At 66.6% G+C, this 18,664-nt stretch carries 19 protein-coding genes; 10 read left to right on the forward strand and 9 right to left on the reverse strand.

Annotated features, from left to right (window positions below; all coding sequences use genetic code 11):
• Positions 1–18: 18 nt before the first annotated feature.
• Genes dnaQ through FFS08_RS02085 form a run of 5 tightly spaced genes read right to left on the reverse strand, consistent with a single transcriptional unit; the run spans position 19 to position 3,532 of the window.
• Positions 19–711, reverse strand: a complete 693-nt coding sequence (gene dnaQ, locus FFS08_RS02065; protein ID WP_137862837.1) for a DNA polymerase III subunit epsilon — start codon at positions 709–711, stop codon at positions 19–21.
• Between the two features lie 7 nt (positions 712–718).
• Positions 719–1,312, reverse strand: coding sequence for a dephospho-CoA kinase (gene coaE / locus FFS08_RS02070; RefSeq protein ID WP_137862836.1), 594 nt, complete (start codon positions 1,310–1,312; stop codon positions 719–721).
• Positions 1,309–2,121 (reverse strand): shikimate dehydrogenase, encoded by an 813-nt coding sequence (gene aroE / locus FFS08_RS02075; protein WP_137862835.1) that lies wholly within the window; start codon positions 2,119–2,121, stop codon positions 1,309–1,311. Before aroE ends, coaE begins: the two co-directional genes overlap by 4 nt.
• Positions 2,118–2,714 carry a Maf family protein gene (locus tag FFS08_RS02080; protein WP_137862834.1) on the reverse strand — a complete coding sequence of 199 codons (597 nt, stop codon included), beginning with the start codon at positions 2,712–2,714 and terminating at the stop codon, positions 2,118–2,120. Before FFS08_RS02080 ends, aroE begins: the two co-directional genes overlap by 4 nt.
• Complete coding sequence (locus FFS08_RS02085) at positions 2,711–3,532, reverse strand: pyruvate, water dikinase regulatory protein (RefSeq protein ID WP_137862833.1); 822 nt, start codon at positions 3,530–3,532, stop codon at positions 2,711–2,713. The genes FFS08_RS02080 and FFS08_RS02085 overlap by 4 nt, the downstream gene beginning before the upstream one ends.
• Before the next feature lie 305 nt (positions 3,533–3,837).
• On the opposite strand from FFS08_RS02085, the gene hemE reads away from it, so the two are divergent.
• The 4 genes from hemE (at position 3,838) to FFS08_RS02105 (ending at position 7,673) form a co-directional block, all read left to right on the forward strand.
• A complete protein-coding gene (gene hemE, locus FFS08_RS02090) occupies positions 3,838–4,863 on the forward strand; it encodes a uroporphyrinogen decarboxylase (RefSeq protein WP_137862832.1) in 1,026 nt (341 codons plus the stop codon).
• Between the two features lie 25 nt (positions 4,864–4,888).
• Positions 4,889–5,341: a CopD family protein gene (locus FFS08_RS02095; protein WP_137862831.1), complete on the forward strand. Its 453-nt coding sequence runs from the start codon at positions 4,889–4,891 to the stop codon at positions 5,339–5,341.
• Between the two features lie 227 nt (positions 5,342–5,568).
• The gene (gene rho, locus FFS08_RS02100; protein WP_137862830.1) at positions 5,569–6,825 is read left to right on the forward strand and encodes a transcription termination factor Rho; all 1,257 of its coding nucleotides are present in this window, start codon (positions 5,569–5,571) and stop codon (positions 6,823–6,825) included.
• A gap of 146 nt (positions 6,826–6,971) precedes the next feature.
• Positions 6,972–7,673, forward strand: a complete 702-nt coding sequence (locus tag FFS08_RS02105; protein ID WP_137862829.1) for a TerC family protein — start codon at positions 6,972–6,974, stop codon at positions 7,671–7,673.
• 172 nt (positions 7,674–7,845) lie between these two features.
• Here FFS08_RS02105 and FFS08_RS02110 read toward each other — a convergent pair whose 3' ends face one another.
• Positions 7,846–8,547, reverse strand: a complete 702-nt coding sequence (locus FFS08_RS02110; RefSeq protein ID WP_137862828.1) for a dienelactone hydrolase family protein — start codon at positions 8,545–8,547, stop codon at positions 7,846–7,848.
• A gap of 259 nt (positions 8,548–8,806) precedes the next feature.
• Between FFS08_RS02110 and FFS08_RS02115 the strand changes: the two genes are divergently transcribed.
• The 6 genes from FFS08_RS02115 to FFS08_RS02140 are packed head-to-tail and all read left to right on the forward strand — an operon-like array spanning position 8,807 to position 14,496.
• Positions 8,807–9,046, forward strand: a complete 240-nt coding sequence (locus tag FFS08_RS02115) for a DUF6489 family protein (RefSeq protein ID WP_137862827.1) — start codon at positions 8,807–8,809, stop codon at positions 9,044–9,046.
• Positions 9,046–10,329, forward strand: coding sequence for a tRNA uridine-5-carboxymethylaminomethyl(34) synthesis GTPase MnmE (gene mnmE / locus FFS08_RS02120; protein WP_137862826.1), 1,284 nt, complete (start codon positions 9,046–9,048; stop codon positions 10,327–10,329). Before FFS08_RS02115 ends, mnmE begins: the two co-directional genes overlap by 1 nt.
• Before the next feature lie 57 nt (positions 10,330–10,386).
• A complete protein-coding gene (mnmG, locus tag FFS08_RS02125; protein WP_137862825.1) occupies positions 10,387–12,219 on the forward strand; it encodes a tRNA uridine-5-carboxymethylaminomethyl(34) synthesis enzyme MnmG in 1,833 nt (610 codons plus the stop codon).
• Complete coding sequence (gene rsmG / locus FFS08_RS02130; RefSeq protein WP_137862824.1) at positions 12,216–12,839, forward strand: 16S rRNA (guanine(527)-N(7))-methyltransferase RsmG; 624 nt, start codon at positions 12,216–12,218, stop codon at positions 12,837–12,839. Before mnmG ends, rsmG begins: the two co-directional genes overlap by 4 nt.
• Positions 12,836–13,618 carry a ParA family protein gene (locus FFS08_RS02135; protein ID WP_137862823.1) on the forward strand — a complete coding sequence of 261 codons (783 nt, stop codon included), beginning with the start codon at positions 12,836–12,838 and terminating at the stop codon, positions 13,616–13,618. Before rsmG ends, FFS08_RS02135 begins: the two co-directional genes overlap by 4 nt.
• The gene (locus tag FFS08_RS02140) at positions 13,615–14,496 is read left to right on the forward strand and encodes a ParB/RepB/Spo0J family partition protein (RefSeq protein WP_137862822.1); all 882 of its coding nucleotides are present in this window, start codon (positions 13,615–13,617) and stop codon (positions 14,494–14,496) included. Before FFS08_RS02135 ends, FFS08_RS02140 begins: the two co-directional genes overlap by 4 nt.
• Positions 14,497–14,614: 118 nt before the next feature.
• Here FFS08_RS02140 and holA read toward each other — a convergent pair whose 3' ends face one another.
• Genes holA through leuS form a run of 3 tightly spaced genes read right to left on the reverse strand, consistent with a single transcriptional unit; the run spans position 14,615 to position 18,620 of the window.
• On the reverse strand, positions 14,615–15,631 hold the full coding sequence (gene holA, locus FFS08_RS02145) for a DNA polymerase III subunit delta (protein ID WP_137862821.1): 1,017 nt from the start codon (positions 15,629–15,631) through the stop codon (positions 14,615–14,617).
• On the reverse strand, positions 15,628–16,131 hold the full coding sequence (gene lptE / locus FFS08_RS02150) for an LPS assembly lipoprotein LptE (RefSeq protein WP_137862820.1): 504 nt from the start codon (positions 16,129–16,131) through the stop codon (positions 15,628–15,630). Before lptE ends, holA begins: the two co-directional genes overlap by 4 nt.
• The gene (leuS, locus tag FFS08_RS02155) at positions 16,128–18,620 is read right to left on the reverse strand and encodes a leucine--tRNA ligase (protein WP_502701997.1); all 2,493 of its coding nucleotides are present in this window, start codon (positions 18,618–18,620) and stop codon (positions 16,128–16,130) included. Before leuS ends, lptE begins: the two co-directional genes overlap by 4 nt.
• Between the last annotated feature and the right edge of the window lie 44 nt (positions 18,621–18,664).

Consider the following 18,664-nt stretch of genomic DNA (forward strand, 5'->3'; position numbering starts at 1 on the left):
GCCGGCAAATGCCGGGAGTCAACTGGCCGGGGCGACGCCCCAGAGCGGGTCCTCCATCTTAGAGAGAAAGGCCGCGTGGCGTTCGAGTTCCGCCGCGCTGGCCGTAAATTGGCGCGCCGGGCGCGCATGCACGCGCGCCGGCGCCTCGGCCGCGGTCTCGCGCGCCGCCGGCGCGTCCACGGCCAAGCCGAGCGTGATCTGCCGCCCGCCGGTGAGCTCGACATAGACCTGGGCCAGCAGCGAAGCGTCGATCAGCGCGCCGTGCAGCGTGCGCTGGGTGAGGTCGATGCCGTAGCGGGTGCAGAGCGCGTCAAGCGTATGCTTGGCGCCGGGATGCTTGACGCGGGCGATCGCCAGCGTGTCGACCATGCGGCCCAAGTCGACGATCGGCCGGCCGTTGCGCGTCAGCTCGCCATTGATGAAGCCGAAGTCGAAATTGGCGTTGTGCGCGATCATCGGGCTGTCGCCGATGAATTCCAGCATGTCCTCGACCACGTCCGCGAACAGCGGCTTGTCGGAGAGGAACACGTCCGACAGGCCGTGGACGTTGAACGCCTCGATCGGCATCGGGCGCTGGGGATTGATATAGGCGTGGTAGGTGCGGCCGGTCATCACCCGGTTGACCAGCTCGACGCACCCGATCTCGACCAGCCGGTCACCACCCGAGAAGCTGAGCCCGGTGGTTTCGGTGTCGAACACGATTTCACGCATGGGAACCTTATCCTCCCACGCGGCCCGCTAGGCAAGCGATGACATCACGGACCACCGCGCGCGTCTCCCCGATCGGCACGCCGGTGGGGATCACGAAATCGGCGCGCGCGCGCTTCTCCGAGTCGGGCAGCTGACGGGCGAGAATCGCTTCGAATCGCTCCGGGGTCATGCCGGGGCGGGCAAGCACGCGCTCGCGCTGCACCTCGGCGGGCGCTGAGACCACGGCAATCCTGTCGACATGGCGCCACCCGCCTGCCTCGAACAACAGGGGCACGTCGAGCACCACCAGCGGCGCATCGCGATTCGCCTGGAGAAACGCCTCCCGCTTCGTGGCCACGGCGGGGTGCAGGATCGCTTCCAGCCGGGCAAAGGCGGTGGGATCGGCCATCACGGCCTCGCGCAGCAGCGTGCGATTCACGCCGAGCTCGCTGGTGGTATCCGGGAACGCCGCCTCGATCGCCGCGACCGCCGCGCCGTCCGGCCCCTGGAGCTTGTGGACTTCGACATCGGCATCGAACACCGGCACGCCGCTTTCTGCGAACATCGCCGCCACGGTCGACTTGCCCATGCCGATCGACCCGGTGAGGCCCAAGGTGATCATGACGTCAACAGAAGCTCGCGCAGCTCCATGTCGCGGTCGCGCGGCGGCTCGGCGCCGAAGAACAGCTCAAAGGCGAGCGCAGCCTGGCCGACCAGCATCTCGAGCCCGTCCACCGTGTCAAGCTCGCGGTCGCGCGCCTGGGCGAGCAGGCCGGTCTCGAGCGGCGCATAGACTGCGTCATAGACCACCGCGTCCTCAGGCAATGGCGACAGGTCAATCGCGAGCGGCGGCTGGCCCACCATGCCGAGCGGGCTGGCATTCACCAGCAGCGCTGCCGGCGGCAGCTTGGCAGCGAGCGGCAGCGCCTCGCCCTTGATCCCGAAGCCCGACAACAGCGCCGCGCCCTTCAGCACGTTGCGGTTGAGCAGGGTCACGCGCCCGATTCCGACCTTGGACAGCGCGAACAGGATCGCCCGCGCCGCGCCGCCAGCACCGATCACCACTGCATGCTTGCCGTCGAGGTCCAGGCCGGCGATCGGAGCATAGAAGCCGCCGGCATCGGTGTTGGTGCCGACCAGCGCGCCGTCCTCCGCCCGCACCACCGTGTTGATCGCGCCGATCGACTGGCGGATGCCACCGCGATCCTCGACGAACTCGAGCGCGGCCTGTTTGTGAGGCAGGGTGATGTTGCAGCCGCGCCAGTCGGGATCCGCCCGGCGCGATTCGAAATAGCCGGCCAGTTCCTCGGGCTTCACGTGCGCGCGGCGATATTCGGCCGCGATGCCGAGCTGGGCCAGCCAGAAGCCATGGATCAGCGGCGACTTGGACTGGGCGATGGGGTCGCCGATCACTTCGGCATAGACTGTCATGACGTCAATATCCCCCGGATGCGCAGATAGTCGAGGATCGGCAGCAACGGCATGCCGAGGATGGTGAACTGGCTGCCCTCCGTCCGGTTGAACAGCTGGACGCCGGGCCCCTCGATCCGGAAACAGCCGACACAGCCGGCAATCGCCGGCCATTCGATGTCGAGATACTCCGCGATGAACGTCTCGGAGAGCGGGCGGACGTGCAGCCGCGCGCGATCGACATGGCGCCACACCGCGCGGCCGCCCTCGGCGATCACCGCGGCGCTGTAGATATCGTGGGTCCGGCCCGACATGCGGCGCAGATGATCCGCCGCCTGCTCACGGCTCTCCGGCTTGTCGAGCAGCGATCCGTCCCCAAGCGCAACCAGCGAGTCGCCGCCCAGCACCAGCGCCGCCGGTACCAGGCCCGAGACCTTCAATGCCTTGAGTTCGGCCAGTGCATCGGCAAGATCGCGCGGGGATATGCCGCCGGCGATCAGCGATTCCTTCGCCGAAGCCTCGTCGACCTGCGCCGCCACGGCCGCATGCGGCACGCCGGCGGCATCGAGCATCGCCCGGCGCGAGGCGCTTTGCGAAGCGAGTACGAACTTCATGGTTTTCCCTTTTCGAGCGTCCGCTCGTTGCAGAGCTGAATGATCGCCGCGGCAGTCTCCTCGATCGAGCGGCGCGTCACGTCGATTACCGGCCAGCCATTGTCGGCGAACATCCGCCGCGCATAGGCGACTTCGCGCGACACCGAGTCCTGGTCGACATAGCTCGTCTCGGGCGCCTGGTTCAGCGAGAGCAGCCGGTTGCGGCGGATCTGGATCAGCCGGTCGGCGCTGGTGGTGAGGCCGACGATCAGCGGATGCTTCAAGTCGAACAGCTCGGGCGGCGGCGGCGATTCGACCACGATCGGGATGTTCGCGGTCTTATAGCCGCGGTTCGCCAGATAGATCGATGTCGGCGTCTTGGACGAGCGGGAGACGCCGGCGAGGAGGATGTCGGCCTCCTCCCAATCCTCCGCGAGCAGCCCGTCGTCATGCGCGATCGTGAACTGGATCGCGTCGACGCGCGCGAAATAGGCGGCGTCCAGGGTATGCTGGCGGCCCGGCCGCGCCTTCGCTTCCTGGCCGAGCAGGTTGGAGAGCGCGTGGTTGACCGGATCGAGCGGCGCGATCGCCGGCAGTCCCATGGCCCGGCAACGGCTCTCCAGCGTGCGGCGGATCTCCGGGTTCACCAGCGTGTAGAGCACCAGCCCGGGATTCTGCGCGATCTCCTGCAGGATCCGTTCGAGATGCGGCTCGCTGCGCACCATCGGCCAGAAATGGCGCAGCGTCTCCACATCGTCATATTGGGCGAGTGCCGCCTTGGCGATGTTCTCCAGCGTCTCGCCGGTGGAATCGGAAAGGAGGTGGAGGTGGAGCCGCATTCAGGCCGTGGGTGAATCTGTGGAGAACATGGCGCACAGCCACTAGCGCAACCCGCCGCACGAACCAATCGGGTCAGTTCGATGACTCCCGCTGGTGATTCGTCCACATGCCCGTCCCCAGCTTGTGATTCCGATCCACAGCCTGTTGAAAACGGGGACAGTGCCGGCGAATCCGGAGACTCCCGAGAGGCTGCCGGAGTCAATCTGTTGGCAAGTTGCGGACGAATGCATAAGCCCCGGTTTTCACGCGCCAACAGACTCCAACAATTCCTAGATTCTCTTTTAATAGTTTTAGGACCGAGGCCCTGACCGCTCCCCGAACCAAGAAGCTGCTCGAGACGCTGAAAGGCGTTCGACAGGAGATTCCGCCCGTGTGGCTCATGCGCCAGGCCGGCCGCTACCTCCCCGAATATCGCGCGCTCCGAGCCGAGAAGGGCGGCTTCCTCGAACTGGCGCTCGACCCGTACGCCGCCGCCGAGATCACGCTCCAGCCGATCCGCCGCTTCGGCATGGACGGTGCGATCCTGTTCTCCGACATATTGATGGTGCCGATGGCGCTGGGCCAGAAACTCTGGTTCGAAGCCGGCGAGGGACCACGCCTGGCGCCGACGATGACGACCCGCCAGGTCCTGGATGCCCTTGAATCGCGTCCTGAGGCCCTGGAGCCCATATATGAGACCGTCCGGCAGGTACGGGCCACCCTCGATCCCGGAGTGACCTTCCTGGGCTTCGCAGGCAGTCCCTGGACCGTCGCCACCTATATGATCGCCGGACAGGGGAGCCGCGAGCAGGCGGAGGCGCGCCGGCTCGCCCATGCGGATCCCGGACTCATGCAGGCGCTGGTCGATCGCATCGTCGATTGCACGATCGACTATCTGAAGGCGCAGATCGATGCCGGCGTCGAGGCCGTGCAATTGTTCGACAGCTGGGCGGGCAGCCTCTCGCCCGAACAGTTCGAGCGCTGGGTGATCGCGCCGACTGCCCGGATCGCGGCCGCGGTGAAGGGCCGGGCGCCGGTGATCGGCTTCCCCAAGGGCGCCGGCGGCAAGCTTCCCGCCTATGCGCGCGAGACCGGGGTCGATGCGATCGGGCTCGACGAGACGGTCGATCCCGCCTGGGCCGACGCCGTGCTGCCCGGCGGGTTGCCGGTGCAGGGCAATCTCGATCCGCTGGCGTTGATCGCCGGAGGCGAGACGCTCGACCGCGCGATCGACCGGATCCTTTTGGCCTTTCCAAGCCGGCCGCATGTGTTCAATCTCGGCCACGGGATCCAGCAGGACACGCCGATTGCGCATGTCGAGCAGTTGCTGGCACGGATCAGGAGGCGCTGATGGCGGCCCGCGAGCGGAGGCGAGCATGACTGGATTCCTGGGCGGCGCCTATCTCTGGGTCAAGGCGTTCCACATCATCTTCGTGATCTTCTGGATGGCCGGCCTGTTCCTGCTGCCGCGCTATCTCGTCCATCACCAGGAGGCGCTCGGCACGCCCGAAGCCGCGGCCTGGGCGAAGCGCGAGGTGCTGCTGCGCCGGATGATCCTCACGCCTTCGATCGTCGTCGTCTGGCTGCTCGGCCTGGCGCTCGCCGCCAATCTCGGGCTGTTCGAGGGCGGGTCCGGCCTGGGCTGGTTGCACGCCAAGCTACTGATCGTACTGCTGCTTTCCGGATTCCACGGGTGGGCGGTCGCCTATTCGAAGAAGCTCGCCAAGGGGCAGGGCGGCATCCCCGCGCGGCGGCTGCGCATGCTTGGCGAGTTGCCCGCGCTGGCGGTAATCCTGATCGTCATCCTCGCGGTCGTGAAGCCTTTCTGACACTTTGCGTAACATAGTTGCGCAAGCTATCCGCCTCCCGCAAGATGAGGCTTGCCGCAAAAGCGCATCCCAGACCGCGGAGACCGGTTGACTTGGGTCAGGGCCACACCTAATTCGGCGTTGTGGCCTGGGTCACCGGACCATCCCTCCTCCAAGCATCGTTATTCGCGCGCGACCGTACCGCCGACCGACGCTCTCCCCAAGCAATCCAGACACCCGGACTCCAAATGCACCTCAAGGACCTCAAGAAGAAAGCCCCCGCCGAACTGGTCTCGATGGCCGAGGAGCTCGGTGTCGAGAGCGCTTCGACTTTGCGCAAGCAGGATCTGCTCTTCGCGATCCTCAAGGCACAGGCCGAGCAGGGCGACCAGATCATGGGCGAGGGCACGATCGAAGTGCTGCCCGACGGCTTCGGCTTCCTGCGTAGCCCCGAGGCGAACTATCTCGCCGGCCCCGACGACATCTATGTCTCGCCCAACCAGGTGCGCAAGTTCGGCCTGCGCACCGGCGACACGGTGGAAGGCGAGATTCGCGCGCCGAAGGACGGCGAGCGCTATTTCGCCCTGACCCGGCTGGTCTCGGTCAATTTCGACGATCCCGATGCGGTTCGCCACCGCGTCAATTTCGACAATCTCACCCCGCTCTATCCCGAGCAGAAGCTGACGCTCGACAGCCTCGATCCGACGATCAAGGACAAGTCGGCGCGCGTGATCGACATCGTCGCACCCCAGGGCAAGGGCCAGCGCGCGCTGATCGTCGCGCCGCCTCGCGTCGGCAAGACCGTGCTGCTCCAGAACATCGCCAAGGCGATCACCGACAATCATCCCGAGGTCTTCCTCATCGTGCTGCTCATCGACGAGCGTCCCGAGGAAGTCACCGACATGCAGCGCTCGGTGAAGGGCGAAGTGATCAGCTCGACTTTCGACGAGCCGGCCCAGCGCCACGTCCAGGTCTCCGAAATGGTGATCGAGAAGGCCAAGCGCCTGGTCGAGCACAAGAAGGACGTGGTGATCCTGCTCGATTCGATCACGCGCCTCGGCCGTGCCTACAACACCGTGGTTCCATCCTCGGGCAAAGTGCTGACCGGCGGTGTCGATGCCAATGCGCTGCAGCGCCCCAAGCGCTTCTTCGGCGCCGCACGCAACATCGAAGAGGGCGGCTCGCTCTCGATCATCGCCACGGCGCTGATCGACACCGGCAGCCGCATGGACGAAGTCATCTTCGAAGAGTTCAAGGGCACCGGCAACTCGGAAATCGTCCTCGACCGGAAGGTGGCCGACAAGCGCATCTTCCCGGCGCTCGATGTCGGCAAGTCGGGCACTCGCAAGGAAGAATTGCTCGTCGACAAGTCCAAGCTCACCAAGATGTGGGTGCTGCGCCGGATCCTGATGCAGATGGGCACCGTCGATGCGATGGAGTTCCTGCTCGACAAGATGAAGGATTCGAAGACCAACGAGGACTTCTTCGACTCGATGAATCAGTAATCTCTGCCTTTCCCTTGCGGGGAAGGGATCGGAATCGGGTGAAGGCCTGGCGATATCGCCGGGCCTTTTCCATGTCGCCTGAACGTCATCGCTCCCGCGGAATACATGCATCTTGCATGCGGCTCCGGGCACGCTAGGGCTTAACCATGCTCGACATGCTCCTTAGCGCCGCCGCAACGGGTCTCGGTTCTCCGGCCGATATCTGGCAGCACATCCTGGCCGATTTCTCGAACCTGGGCGATCCGTCCGCGCTCGCTGCCTTCGGCTCTGTGCTGATGATCGACCTGGTGCTGGCGGGCGACAATGCGATCGTCGTCGGCGCGCTCGCCGCGGGCTTGCCGGCGGACCAGCGCAAGAAAGTGATCCTGATCGGTATCGGCGCGGCGCTCCTCCTGCGCATCCTGTTCGCGCTGATCGTCAGCTGGCTGATGGGAATCGTCGGGCTGATCTTCGCGGGTGGGCTGTTGCTGCTCTGGGTGAGCTGGAAGTTCTGGCGCGAGATCCGCGAAGGCGGGCCGCATGCCGACGAAGTCGAATCGGGCCTGAAGCCGGCCAGGAGCTTCGCCGCCGCCGCCTGGGCAGTCGCGGTCGCCGATGTCTCGATGAGCCTCGACAATGTCCTCGCCGTTGCAGGCGCGGCGCGCCAGCATCCTGGTATCCTGGTCGTCGGCCTGCTGCTCTCGGTGGCGCTGATGGGTATCGCTGCCAACCTGATCGCCAAGCTGATCAACCGCTATCCGTGGATCGCCTATCTCGGCCTCATCGTCATCGTCTTCGTCGCCTTCCGGATGATCTATGAGGGCTGGGTGGGGACGCATGAGACGCCGGGGATCGTCAGCTTCTTCTAAGGGGTTCGGGGGATCGGCCTCGATGTCGATGGCGTCCCCCTGACGGACCAGCCATGGCATGCTTGTCTGTTCGAGCCGCAGGAAGCATGGGTTCATTCGAGACGAGGGCAGGCACCTCCCCAATGTGCCGAGGAAGACATGTAGCCTTCCTCAGCACATGTATTTCAAGTCGTTACCCCAGATTCTTCGCAAAGAACTCTGCTGTCCGGCCATCCGCCAGCTTGGCTGATTCGTCCGAGCGGCGCTTGCCGAAGGTGTCGGCAAAGCCGTGATCCTCGCCGGGATAGTCGAACAGCGTCACCTTGGGGTGATCGTCCAGCCCGGCGTGCATCGCCGCCTGTGTTTCCGGGCCGACGAAATGATCGGCCTGCGGGATGTGGAGAAGTACCGGGTGGGCGATGCCGTGCTTCTCGCCGAGCAGATTGTCGATGCCCACGCCGTAATAGCCGACGCTTGCATCGCTGTCGGTGCGCGTCGCGGTCATGAATGCCAGGCGGCCGCCCAGGCAGAAGCCGACCACGCCGACCTTGCCGCCATCGCCGAGCAGCGCCCGGGCGCGCCTGATCGTTGCTTCGATGTCGCGGATGCCGGCGTCCTGGTTGAATTTGCCCATCAGTCCGAGCGCCTGCTGGAATTGTTCGGGCACGTCTGGATCGAGCTGGATGCCGGGCTCCAATCGCCAGAACAGGTCGGGTGCGAGGCTGAGATAGCCCTTGGCTGCCCAGTCGTCGCACTTCCGGCGGATGCCGGGGTTCACTCCGAAAATCTCCTGGATCACGATAATTGCAGCGCGCGGCGCGCCTTCGGGATGGGCGACATAGGCCTGGAAGCTGCCGCTCCCGTCGATCGTCTCGATGTTGATCATCTCGCTCATGACAATGTCCTTCCGGCATGGCGCCGCTCGTGATCGAGCAGCCAGGATTTGGTCTTGGGTCCGTCAGTTCCCGGTCCACGTGGCATGAGCGGGGACGGCTCCCCGTCGAACCAGGCGTGCCCGGATCCGGATCGCGATCGGCACGGCTTCGTCGCCTTCGATCCGAACGGGGCGATGGGCGTTGCGATCACGGCATGGTCGCGCGCATACATGGATTCGAACTAGCAGCCGCAGTGCTGCCCGCGCAACGGAGACGGCCATGAAGATCAATGTCGAGGTGGATTGCACCCCCGAGGAAGCGCGTCGCGCCATGGGGCTGCCGGACCTCGCCCCGGTGCACGAGCGCTATGTCGCGATGATGGTGGATGCGATCGACAAGCAGGGTAGCCCCGAAGCGTTCAGGGCGATGCTGCAAAGCTGGGCGCCGATGAGCGAGGCCGGCATGGGCTTCTGGCGCGCGATGTTCGATGCCGGAACCGGGGGCAAGACCGAGAAGTAATGGATACGATCTACGCGGTATCGAGCGGCGCGCTTCCCGCCGCGATCGCCGTGCTGCGCGTGAGCGGATCGCGGGCCTTCGAACTGGTGCGCGATCTCGCCGGCGACGTTCCGGAGCCGCGCCGGGCCGCGGTGCGGGCGCTCCGCGATCCTGCCGACGGCAATTTGCTCGATCGCGCGATCATACTCTGCTTCCCGGGCCCGCGGAGCGCGACGGGGGAGGATCTTGCCGAATTTCACCTCCATGGCGGCCGCGCCGTGGTCCGGGCAGTCGAGGCGGTCCTGGCTGCCCGGCCGGGCCTCCGATCGGCCGAGCCCGGCGAGTTCACCCGCCGCGCGCTGTTGCACGGCCGGATCGATCTGAGCGAGGCGGAGGGGCTGGGCGACCTGCTGATGGCCGAGACCGAGGCGCAGCGCCGGTCCGCGATCCGATCCGCCGAAGGGGCGGTGCGCCGGGCGGTGCAAGGCTGGACGGATCGGCTGCTGATGCTTGCCGCACGCGTCGAGGCCGAGCTCGATCATAGCGATGAGGACGACGTGGCCGATGCCGCACTGCTTCCGGCGATCCGGTCGGACGCCGCGGCGCTGGCGACGGATATCGAGATAGTGGCGGATCGACCGCCGGTAGAGCGGTTGCGGGACGGGATCCGCGTGGTGCTTGCCGGCCCGCCCAATGCGGGCAAGTCGTCGTTGCTCAACGTGCTGGCCGGGCGGGACGCCGCCATCGTCTCCCCGATTTCCGGCACCACGCGCGACCGGATCGAAGCGCCGATCGTGCGCGGCGGAATCGCCTGGCTGCTGATCGATACGGCCGGTTTGGCGGCATCGCCAGGCGACGAGATCGAAGCGATCGGCATCGCTCGCGCCCAGGCGGCGCAGGCCGAGGCAGATATTCTGCTCTGGCTCGGAGACGAGACGCCGCCGAAACACGATCGCCTCCTTTGGCTCAATCCACGCGCCGACTTGCCGGAGCGCGCAGCCGGCGCCGACCGGGTGTCGCTATCATCGCTTACCGGCGAGGGGGTGGAGGTGCTGTGGGGTGCGATGGCCGCGCTTGCCGCCGGCATGCTTCCGCCGCCCGATCAGATGGCGCTCAACACCCGTCAGCGCGTGCTCTCGCAAGGCGCAGCTGCTGCGTTGCGCGCTGCCGCGCAGGAGAGCGACTTGCTCCTGATCGCGGAGCAGCTGCGCAGCGCCATGCGTGCCTTTGATGCGATCACGGGGCGCGCAGATGTCGAGGCGATGCTGGACGCGCTGTTCGGTCGCTTCTGCATCGGCAAATAGCCTGTTCCACGTGGAACGCTTTTGACGTGGCGGCGTGCTTTCTGTAGCGCGCGGTCAATGGATTTCGACGTCATCGTCATCGGCGGCGGGCATGCCGGCACCGAAGCGGCTGCCGCTTCGGCCCGCCGCGGCGCGCGAACGGCGCTGCTCAGCTTCGATCTCACGAAGCTGGGGGCGATGTCGTGCAACCCGGCGATCGGTGGGCTGGGCAAGGGCCATCTGGTGCGCGAAGTCGACGCTTTCGATGGGCTGATGGGCCGTGCCACCGACGCGGCGGGCATCCATTATCGCATGCTCAACCGGTCGAAGGGCACCGCGGTGCAGGGCCCGCGCGTCCAGGCGGATCGAGTCCGCTATGCGTCCGCGATCCAGAAGATGCTGGCCCAGCAGCCTGACCTCCAGCTTGTGGCAGGGGAAGCCGAAGCATTAGAGCTGGCGAACGGAGCGGTTGCCGGCGTCCGCCTCGCCGATGGTACGCTGCTGTCCTGCCATGCGGTGGTGCTTGCCACCGGCACGTTCCTGGGCGGCCGCATCTTCCGTGGCGAGGAGCGGGAGACCGGCGGCCGCGTGGGGGAGGGCTCCGCAATCCGCCTCGCCGAGCAGTTGCGCGCGCTCGACCTGCCCATGGCGCGGCTCAAGACCGGCACGCCGCCGCGCCTCGATGGCCGGACAATCGACTGGGCCCGGATCGAAGAGCAGCCTTCGGACGCCGATCCCTGGACCATGTCGCCGCTCACGCCGCGCCGGACGCTGCCCCAGCTCCATTGCGGCGTCACGCGTACCACCCATGCCACGCATGACGCGATCCGCGCGGGGCTGGATCGGTCGCCATTGTTTACCGGTGCGATCGATGCGCAGGGCCCGCGCTATTGCCCCTCGATCGAGGACAAGATCCACCGCTTCGGCGATCGCGACGGCCATCAGATCTTCCTCGAGCCCGAGGGTCTCGATACGCACCTGATCTACCCGAACGGCATGTCGACTTCGCTGCCGGTCGATGTGCAGGTCGCGATGGTCACTTCGATCCCCGGGCTCGAACGCGCCGTGATCGTTACCCCGGGTTACGCCGTCGAATATGACCATATCGATCCACGCGTGCTCGACGCCGGGCTGGGGTTGCCGGCGATTCCGGGCCTGTGGTGCGCCGGACAGATCAACGGCACCACCGGCTATGAGGAAGCGGCGGGGCAGGGCCTTGTCGCCGGGCTCAACGCCGCCGCGCACGCGTGCGGGCTCGCGCCGCTGATCCTTGATCGCGCTACCTCCTACCTGGGCGTCATGGTCGACGATCTCGTCCTGCAGGGCGTCACCGAGCCGTATCGTATGCTTACGGCCCGCGCCGAGTTCCGGCTGCGGTTGCGCGCCGACAATGCCGGCACGCGCCTCGGAGCGATTGCCGCCGGTCTGGGATGCCTGAGCGCCCAGCGGCTTGCCTGGCTCGCTGCGCGCGAACGGGGCCGGGCGGCGCTCGATCGGGCGTTCGCCGCGGAGCGAACGGCCAGCATGCTGCGCAGCCGCGGTGCGCCCGTCGCGCAGGATGGCGCTCGCCGTCCGGCGCGCGAATGGCTGCGCTTCCCCGGCGTCGAGCTCGAGCATCTCGGTGTCCAGCCCGAAGCCGATCCGACGCTGCTCGCCGAATATGTCGAGGATGCCCGCTATGCCCCCTATCTCGAGCGCCAGGAGGCCGAAGTGGCCCAGCTGCGCGCCAATGATGCCGTGAAGCTACCCTTGGACCTGGATTTTGCCGCCATTGCCGGGCTCTCGAACGAAATGGTCGAGAAGCTCGCGGCTTCGCGCCCGCCCACCATCGGCGCGGCGGCGCGTATCCGCGGCATTACGCCTGCGGCGCTCTCAGCGATCCTCCTGCACGCGAAACGGCGCGCCGCATGACCGAAGACGACGCCCGAGACTGGATCGAGAATCGCTTCGGTGTTCCACGTGGAACGCTGCTGGAGCGCTTCGGGGCGATCCTGCGCGAAGAATCAGCCCGGCAGAACCTGATCTCCGCTGCGTCCTTCGAGGCGCTCTGGACGCGCCACTTCGTCGATTCGGCCCAACTCATCCCGCTCGCCGAGGAAGCCGGGGAGGGCGTCTGGCTCGACATCGGCACGGGCGCCGGCATGCCGGGCCTGGTCGTCGCATTGCTGATCGATCGCCCGGTGGTGATGGTGGAGCCTCGCATTCGCCGCGTCGAGTTTCTCCGCGCTGCCGCCCAGGCGCTCGGTATTGCCGACCGGGCCATTGTCGAGCATTGCAAGGTCGAGACCTGCAAGCCGAAGCACAGGGCCGCGATCATTTCCGCTCGCGCCGTCGCGGCGCTGCCCGATTTGTTCCGCTCTGCGGCCCATTGCGCCGAATCATCCACAATCTGGTTGCTGCCAAAGGGGCGAAGCGCGCAATCGGAGGTGGAAGCGGCGCGTGCGAAATGGCAGGGTGCGTTTCACGTGGAACCCAGCATCACGCAGCCGGAATCGGGTATCGTGGTCGCGCGAAAGGTACGCCCCAGATGATCTGCATCGCAATCGCCAACCAGAAGGGTGGAGTGGGTAAGACCACCACGGCGATCAATGTCGGCACGGCGCTCGCCGCGACCGGTCAGCGCGTGCTGCTGATCGACTTCGATCCGCAGGGCAATGCCTCGACCGGCCTGGGGATCACCCGTGCCGAGCGCGAGCATTCGAGCTATGATCTGCTCGTCAGCGACGTGAACCTGGAGGACGTCGCCACCTCCACCAAGGTGCCGGGGCTCGATATCGTCCCGGCGACGCAGGACCTGTCGGGCGCCGAGATCGAATTGATCGAGTTCGAGGCGCGCACCCATCGGCTCGACGCGGCGATCGCGCGCCACCATGCCAATCGCTGGGACGTGATCCTGATCGATTGCCCGCCCTCGCTCGGCCTGTTGACGATCAACGCGATGGTGGCCGCGCACGCACTGCTGGTGCCGCTGCAGTGCGAGTTCTTCGCGCTCGAGGGGCTAAGCCAGCTGCTCAGCACGGTCGAGCGGATCCGCAGCCGCTTCAATCCCGGCCTGTCGATTCTCGGCGTGGTTCTGACCATGTATGATCGCCGCAACCGCCTGACCGATCAGGTTTCGGACGATGTCCGCGCGGTGCTCGGCCGTGTCGTGTTCGACACGGTGATTCCGCGCAACGTCCGCCTGTCCGAAGCACCGAGCCACGGTCTGCCGGCGCTGATCTACGATCACCGCTGCCCTGGTTCGGAAGCCTATATCGCGCTCGCCCGCGAAGTGATTGATCGCCTGCCCAAGCTCAAGAAGGCCGCATGACCGACGCCAATCGCAAGCCCCGCCCCGGCCTTGGCCGCGGGCTCTCCGCCCTGCTGGGCGATGCCGTTCCCGAATCGCCGGTGACGGGAACGCCCGAAGCGGGATCGGGCGTGCGGATGCTGCCGGTCAGCTCGCTGGTGCCGCACCCGGACCAGCCGCGCCGCCATTTCGACGAGGATGCGCTCGAGGAGCTGGCCCAGTCGCTCAAGCAGCGTGGCCTGATCCAGCCGATCGTCGTTCGCCCGACGGGCCATAATTACCAGATCGTCGCCGGGGAGCGCCGCTGGCGCGCGGCGCAGCGCGCGCGGCTTCACGAAGTTCCGGTCATTGTCCGCGATTTCGACGATGCCCAGACCATGGAAATCGCGCTGGTCGAGAATATCCAGCGCCAGGATCTCAACGCGATCGAAGAGGCTGAGGCCTATGCCCGACTGATCCGCGAGTTCGGGCACAGCCAGGAGGCGCTGGGCAAGCTTGTCCACAAGTCGCGCAGCCATATCGCGAATTTGCTCCGCCTGCTGGACCTGCCCGAGGGCGTGCGCCAGATGGTGCTGGTCGGCGATATCGACATGGGCCATGCCCGCGCGCTGATCGGCGCGCCCGACGCGGAGAAGCTTGCCCGCGACGTCGCGACCAAGGGCCTGTCGGTGCGCGAGACCGAGAAGCTCGCGCGGCATGCCAAGCCGGGATCGAAGCGCAAGGCCGATCCCAAGATCCGCGATGCCGATATCATGGCGCTCGAGCACCAGCTGGGCGACGTACTCGGCCTCAACGTGAAGATTGCGCACAGTGCCAAGGGGGGCACGCTGACGCTCTCCTATTCGACGCTCGACCAGCTCGACATGGTATGCCAGCGGCTGAGCGGCGAGCGGATCTGAGCCGATCTTCCTCCCGGGAAAGGGAGGGGCCTGGCGATACCGCCGGTATCGGGCCCGGCCAGCATCGACACTCTCCCGGCATTTGCTTCGGGGCCGCCATTTGCTTTGGGGAAGGTGGCTAGCTCTTCGCGCGTGCCGCCTGGCGGGCAATCGTCACCGCTTCGGCTTCGGCGAGCACTTCACCGGCGCTGCCGGAATGCATCATCGCGCGTTCGGCCTCGCGCACCCGATCGATCGCACGCGCGAGCTGCACACCGTTCCAGCGGCGCAGCGCGCGGCCGGTCGCGGCTTTTTCTCGGAAGAAAACACGATGTTTCTCAAGAACTTCGTCCATATCGCCGCCGCGATCCAGGTCGATCCGCATCTCGGCCATGGCTTGCAGTCGCCGGGCGAGCTGGCGCATCAGCGGCACGCCGATGCCTTCGCCCAGCCGGGCGAGCTCGGTGCCGATATCGCCGACGCGCCCGTCGACCACGGCCGTGATCGCATCGCTCAGGTCGGAATCGCCGAGGTCGGCGCCGATCGCATCAAGTGCCGCGCCATCGGCGTCCTTGGGCCGATCCGGCGCGGCGTCGAGATAGAGCGCCAGCTTCTCGACCTCGCGTGCCAGGATCGCGCGGTCGCCTCCGGTGGCGAGCGCGAGCCGTTGCGGCACGTCGCCGGTGAGCCGGAGGCCATGCTCGCGCGCGACATTGGCGGCGAGGCGGGTCGCGTCGATGCCCTCGGGCACGTAACAGGCATGGGCATAGGCATTCTGTGCGGCGATCACCGATTTGACGAGCTTGCCGCTTGCCTTGAGCCCGGGGCCGATCGCCACCACCGGATTGCCGGCGCGCTCCGCGTTCAGCAGCAGCCCGATCGCTTCCGCGGCGCCTTCCTCCACGCCGAGCACGCGCACGAAGCGCACGCCGCCGAACAGCGAGAGCGATGCCGCCTCGTCGGCGAGCCGGCCGGGCTGCTCGCGCAGGGCCTTCATGTCCAGGTCGATCCGCTCGGCATCGGGGCCGAGCGCCTGGCCCAGCCTGGCGGAGAGATCTGCGGCGCCGGCTTCGTCGGGGCCATGGAACAGATAGAGCCGCGTGTCGGGGTTGAGCTTCTCGATCGCGGCGCGAATCTGCGTCGCGTTGGCCTTCACTGGCTGCCCGTCCCGGGCGCGGCCTGCGCATAGCGGGCGACGCGGGCGACGATCTGGTCGGCGACGATGCCCGAAAGCCGTTCGAGTGCGCTCTTTTCGGCCGCGATCGTGGCATATTCACTGCCGACCACGTCGATGCCGGCGTCGGAGCCGGCGGTGGCGTCGAGCACGACATTGCCGTTGCTCAGGTCGATCAGCCGGTAGCGTGCCCGCAGCGTCCGCCGCTCGCGCGCAACCGAATCGTCGCGCCCCACACCCAGGCCCGCAATCTGATCGTCCAGCGTCACTTCGAGCCGGAAGCGGGCAGGGGCGTCGTTATGGTCGAGCCGGTCCTTGAGTGCATTGGCCACCAGCCAGCCCGACTGGCCCTGGATCGGCGCCACCTCGACGGCGGAAAGCGTGGAGCGCACCGGGCCGTCGGGCCCGCCGCCATAGAGAGGGCGGAGGCCGCAGCCAGAAAGGGCGAGCGCGGCGGCGGCGAGGAGCGCTATCCGCTTCATGCGACGATATTCACCAGACGATCGGGCACGACGATCACCTTCCTCGGTTGCTTGCCTTCGAGCGATCGAACGATCTTGTCGCTGGCAAGTGCCGCGGCTTCGATCACATCCTTGGCCGCGCCCTTCGGCATTAGCAGCGTATCGCGCAGCTTGCCATTCACCTGGACGGCGATCGTCACTTCGTCGTCGACGAGCAGCGCCGGATCCACGGCGGGCCATTCGGCATCGGCGATCAGGCCCGGATTGCCCATGGCGGCCCAGGCTTCCTCGGCGATGTGCGGCACCATCGGCGCGACGATGCGTGCAAGCGTACGGATCGCATGCGTTCTGGACGCCGAAGGTTGCGCCTTCTCGATCGCGCCGACCAGCTCATAGAGCTTGGCGACCGATTTGTTGAACGCCAGCGCCTCCACATCCTCGGCCACGCCAGCGATGGTGCGGTGCAGGCGCTTGTCGAGTTCCTTGTCCTCGCCCGCGCCGGCTTCGCCGTCCGAAAGGCTCTCGAACAGCCGCCAGAGACGATTCACGAAGCGCCAGGCGCCTTCGATGCCGCTCTCGCTCCACTCAAGATCGCGCTCGGGCGGGCTGTCGGAGAGCATGAACCAGCGCGTGGCGTCGGCGCCATATTGGTCGACGATCTCGGTCGGATCGACGGTGTTCTTCTTCGACTTCGACATCTTCTCGATGCGGCCGACGATCACGTCCGCGCCCGTCTCGGTCAGATAGGCCGTGCCGTCGCCGCGGCGCGAGATCTGGGAGGGCTCGAAATAGGCCTTCCGCTCCAGCCCGTCATGCTCTTCCATCTGATAGTAGCTGGCGTGCGTCACCATGCCCTGGGTGAACAGCCCGGCGAACGGCTCGGCCACGTCGAGCTTGCCGATATGGCGCAGCGCCCGGGTGAAGAAGCGCGCATAGAGCAGGTGCAGGATCGCGTGCTCGACGCCGCCGATATACTGGCCGACCGGCAGCCATTGTTCGGCAATGGTCTTGTCGAACGGCCGGTCGGCGGGCTGGCTGGCGAAGCGGATGAAATACCAGGAGGAATCGACGAAGGTGTCGAGCGTGTCGGTCTCGCGCCGGGCGGGGGCGCCGCATTTCGGGCAGTCGACATGCTTCCAGCTCGGGTGCCGGTCGAGCGGGTTGCCGGGGATGTCGAACGACACGTCCTCGGGCAGGGTGATCGGGAGCGATTCGCGCGGGGCGGGGACCACGCCGCAGCCCTCGCAATGGATGATCGGGATCGGCGTGCCCCAATAACGCTGGCGGCTCACGCCCCAGTCGCGCAGGCGCCATACCGTCTGGCCCTTGCCCCAGCCGCCATCCTCGGCGCGCTGGATCACCGCGCGCTTGGCGTCGGCGACGTCCATCCCGTCGAGGAAGTGCGAGTTCACCAGCGTGCCCGGGCCGGTATAGGCCTCGGCATCGTGGAATTCGGGCGCGGTCTTGTCGCCTTCCGAGACGACGCGACGGATCGGGAGCGCATATTTGCTCGCGAACTCGAAGTCGCGCTGGTCGTGCGCGGGCACGCCGAACACGGCGCCGGTGCCATAGTCCATCAGCACGAAATTGGCGATGTAGACCGGGACTTTCCAAGTAGAATCAAAGGGATGCGTGGCGGTGAGGCCGGTATCGAAGCCCAGCTTCTCCTGCGTCTCCAGCTCGGCCGCGGTGGTGCCGCCCTGTTTGCACCGCTCGATGAACGTGCGAACTTCGGGGTTCGAAGCGGCCAGTTTCTGCGCGATCGGATGGTCCGCGGCCACCGCGATGAAGCTCGCCCCGAAAATGGTGTCGGGCCGAGTCGTGTAGACTTCGATGCTGTCGCCGTCCGAAAGCGTCCAGTCGAACTGCAGGCCCTCGGACTTGCCGATCCAGTTCTCCTGCATCAGCTTCACCTTGTCCGGCCAATGCTCGAGCGCCTGGACGCCGGTCAGCAGGTCGTCGGCGAATTCGGTGATCTTGAGGAACCATTGGCTGAGCTTGCGCCGCTCGACCAACGCGCCCGAACGCCAGCCGCGCCCGTCGATCACTTGCTCGTTGGCGAGCACGGTCATGTCGACCGGGTCCCAGTTGACTGCCGATTCCTTGCGATAGACCAGGCCATTCTCGAAGAAATCGAGGAAGATGGCCTGTTCGTGGCCATAATAGTCCGGCTCGCAGGTGGCGAGCTCGCGGGTCCAGTCGAGCGCGAAGCCCAGGCGCTTCAGCTGTGCCTTCATCGTCGCGATATTGGCGCGGGTCCAGCTGCCGGGATGGACCTTCTTCTCCATCGCGGCATTCTCGGCGGGCATGCCGAACGCGTCCCAGCCCATCGGGTGGAGCACTTCCATGCCCCGCATCCGCCGGAAGCGCGCAAGCACGTCGCCCATCGTGTAGTTGCGGACATGGCCCATATGGATGCGCCCCGAAGGATAGGGGAACATCTCGAGGACAAAGCTTTTGGGCTTGGGCGAATCGTCACGCGCGGCGAAGGTGCGGTTCTCTTCCCACACTTTCTGCCACGCAGCGTCCGCCTTCAACGGGTTGAAGCGCGACA

It is taken from the genome of Sphingomonas sp. 1F27F7B (genome assembly GCF_005503355.1).
GTDB lineage: Bacteria > Pseudomonadota > Alphaproteobacteria > Sphingomonadales > Sphingomonadaceae > Sphingomonas.

What these genes read in the sequence shown, in the direction of transcription:
- dnaQ (WP_137862837.1), bottom strand. Translation starts at nt 711, where the DNA reads ATGCGTGAAATCGTGTTCGACACCGAAACCACCGGGCTCAGCTTCTCG.
- coaE (WP_137862836.1), bottom strand. Translation starts at nt 1,312, where the DNA reads ATGATCACCTTGGGCCTCACCGGGTCGATCGGCATGGGCAAGTCGACC.
- aroE (WP_137862835.1), bottom strand. Translation starts at nt 2,121, where the DNA reads ATGACAGTCTATGCCGAAGTGATCGGCGACCCCATCGCCCAGTCCAAG.
- FFS08_RS02080 (WP_137862834.1), bottom strand. Translation starts at nt 2,714, where the DNA reads ATGAAGTTCGTACTCGCTTCGCAAAGCGCCTCGCGCCGGGCGATGCTC.
- FFS08_RS02085 (WP_137862833.1), bottom strand. Translation starts at nt 3,532, where the DNA reads ATGCGGCTCCACCTCCACCTCCTTTCCGATTCCACCGGCGAGACGCTG.
- FFS08_RS02095 (WP_137862831.1), top strand. Translation starts at nt 4,889, where the DNA reads ATGACTGGATTCCTGGGCGGCGCCTATCTCTGGGTCAAGGCGTTCCAC.
- rho (WP_137862830.1), top strand. Translation starts at nt 5,569, where the DNA reads ATGCACCTCAAGGACCTCAAGAAGAAAGCCCCCGCCGAACTGGTCTCG.
- FFS08_RS02105 (WP_137862829.1), top strand. Translation starts at nt 6,972, where the DNA reads ATGCTCGACATGCTCCTTAGCGCCGCCGCAACGGGTCTCGGTTCTCCG.
- FFS08_RS02110 (WP_137862828.1), bottom strand. Translation starts at nt 8,547, where the DNA reads ATGAGCGAGATGATCAACATCGAGACGATCGACGGGAGCGGCAGCTTC.
- FFS08_RS02115 (WP_137862827.1), top strand. Translation starts at nt 8,807, where the DNA reads ATGAAGATCAATGTCGAGGTGGATTGCACCCCCGAGGAAGCGCGTCGC.
- mnmE (WP_137862826.1), top strand. Translation starts at nt 9,046, where the DNA reads ATGGATACGATCTACGCGGTATCGAGCGGCGCGCTTCCCGCCGCGATC.
- mnmG (WP_137862825.1), top strand. Translation starts at nt 10,387, where the DNA reads ATGGATTTCGACGTCATCGTCATCGGCGGCGGGCATGCCGGCACCGAA.
- rsmG (WP_137862824.1), top strand. Translation starts at nt 12,216, where the DNA reads ATGACCGAAGACGACGCCCGAGACTGGATCGAGAATCGCTTCGGTGTT.
- FFS08_RS02135 (WP_137862823.1), top strand. Translation starts at nt 12,836, where the DNA reads ATGATCTGCATCGCAATCGCCAACCAGAAGGGTGGAGTGGGTAAGACC.
- FFS08_RS02140 (WP_137862822.1), top strand. Translation starts at nt 13,615, where the DNA reads ATGACCGACGCCAATCGCAAGCCCCGCCCCGGCCTTGGCCGCGGGCTC.
- lptE (WP_137862820.1), bottom strand. Translation starts at nt 16,131, where the DNA reads ATGAAGCGGATAGCGCTCCTCGCCGCCGCCGCGCTCGCCCTTTCTGGC.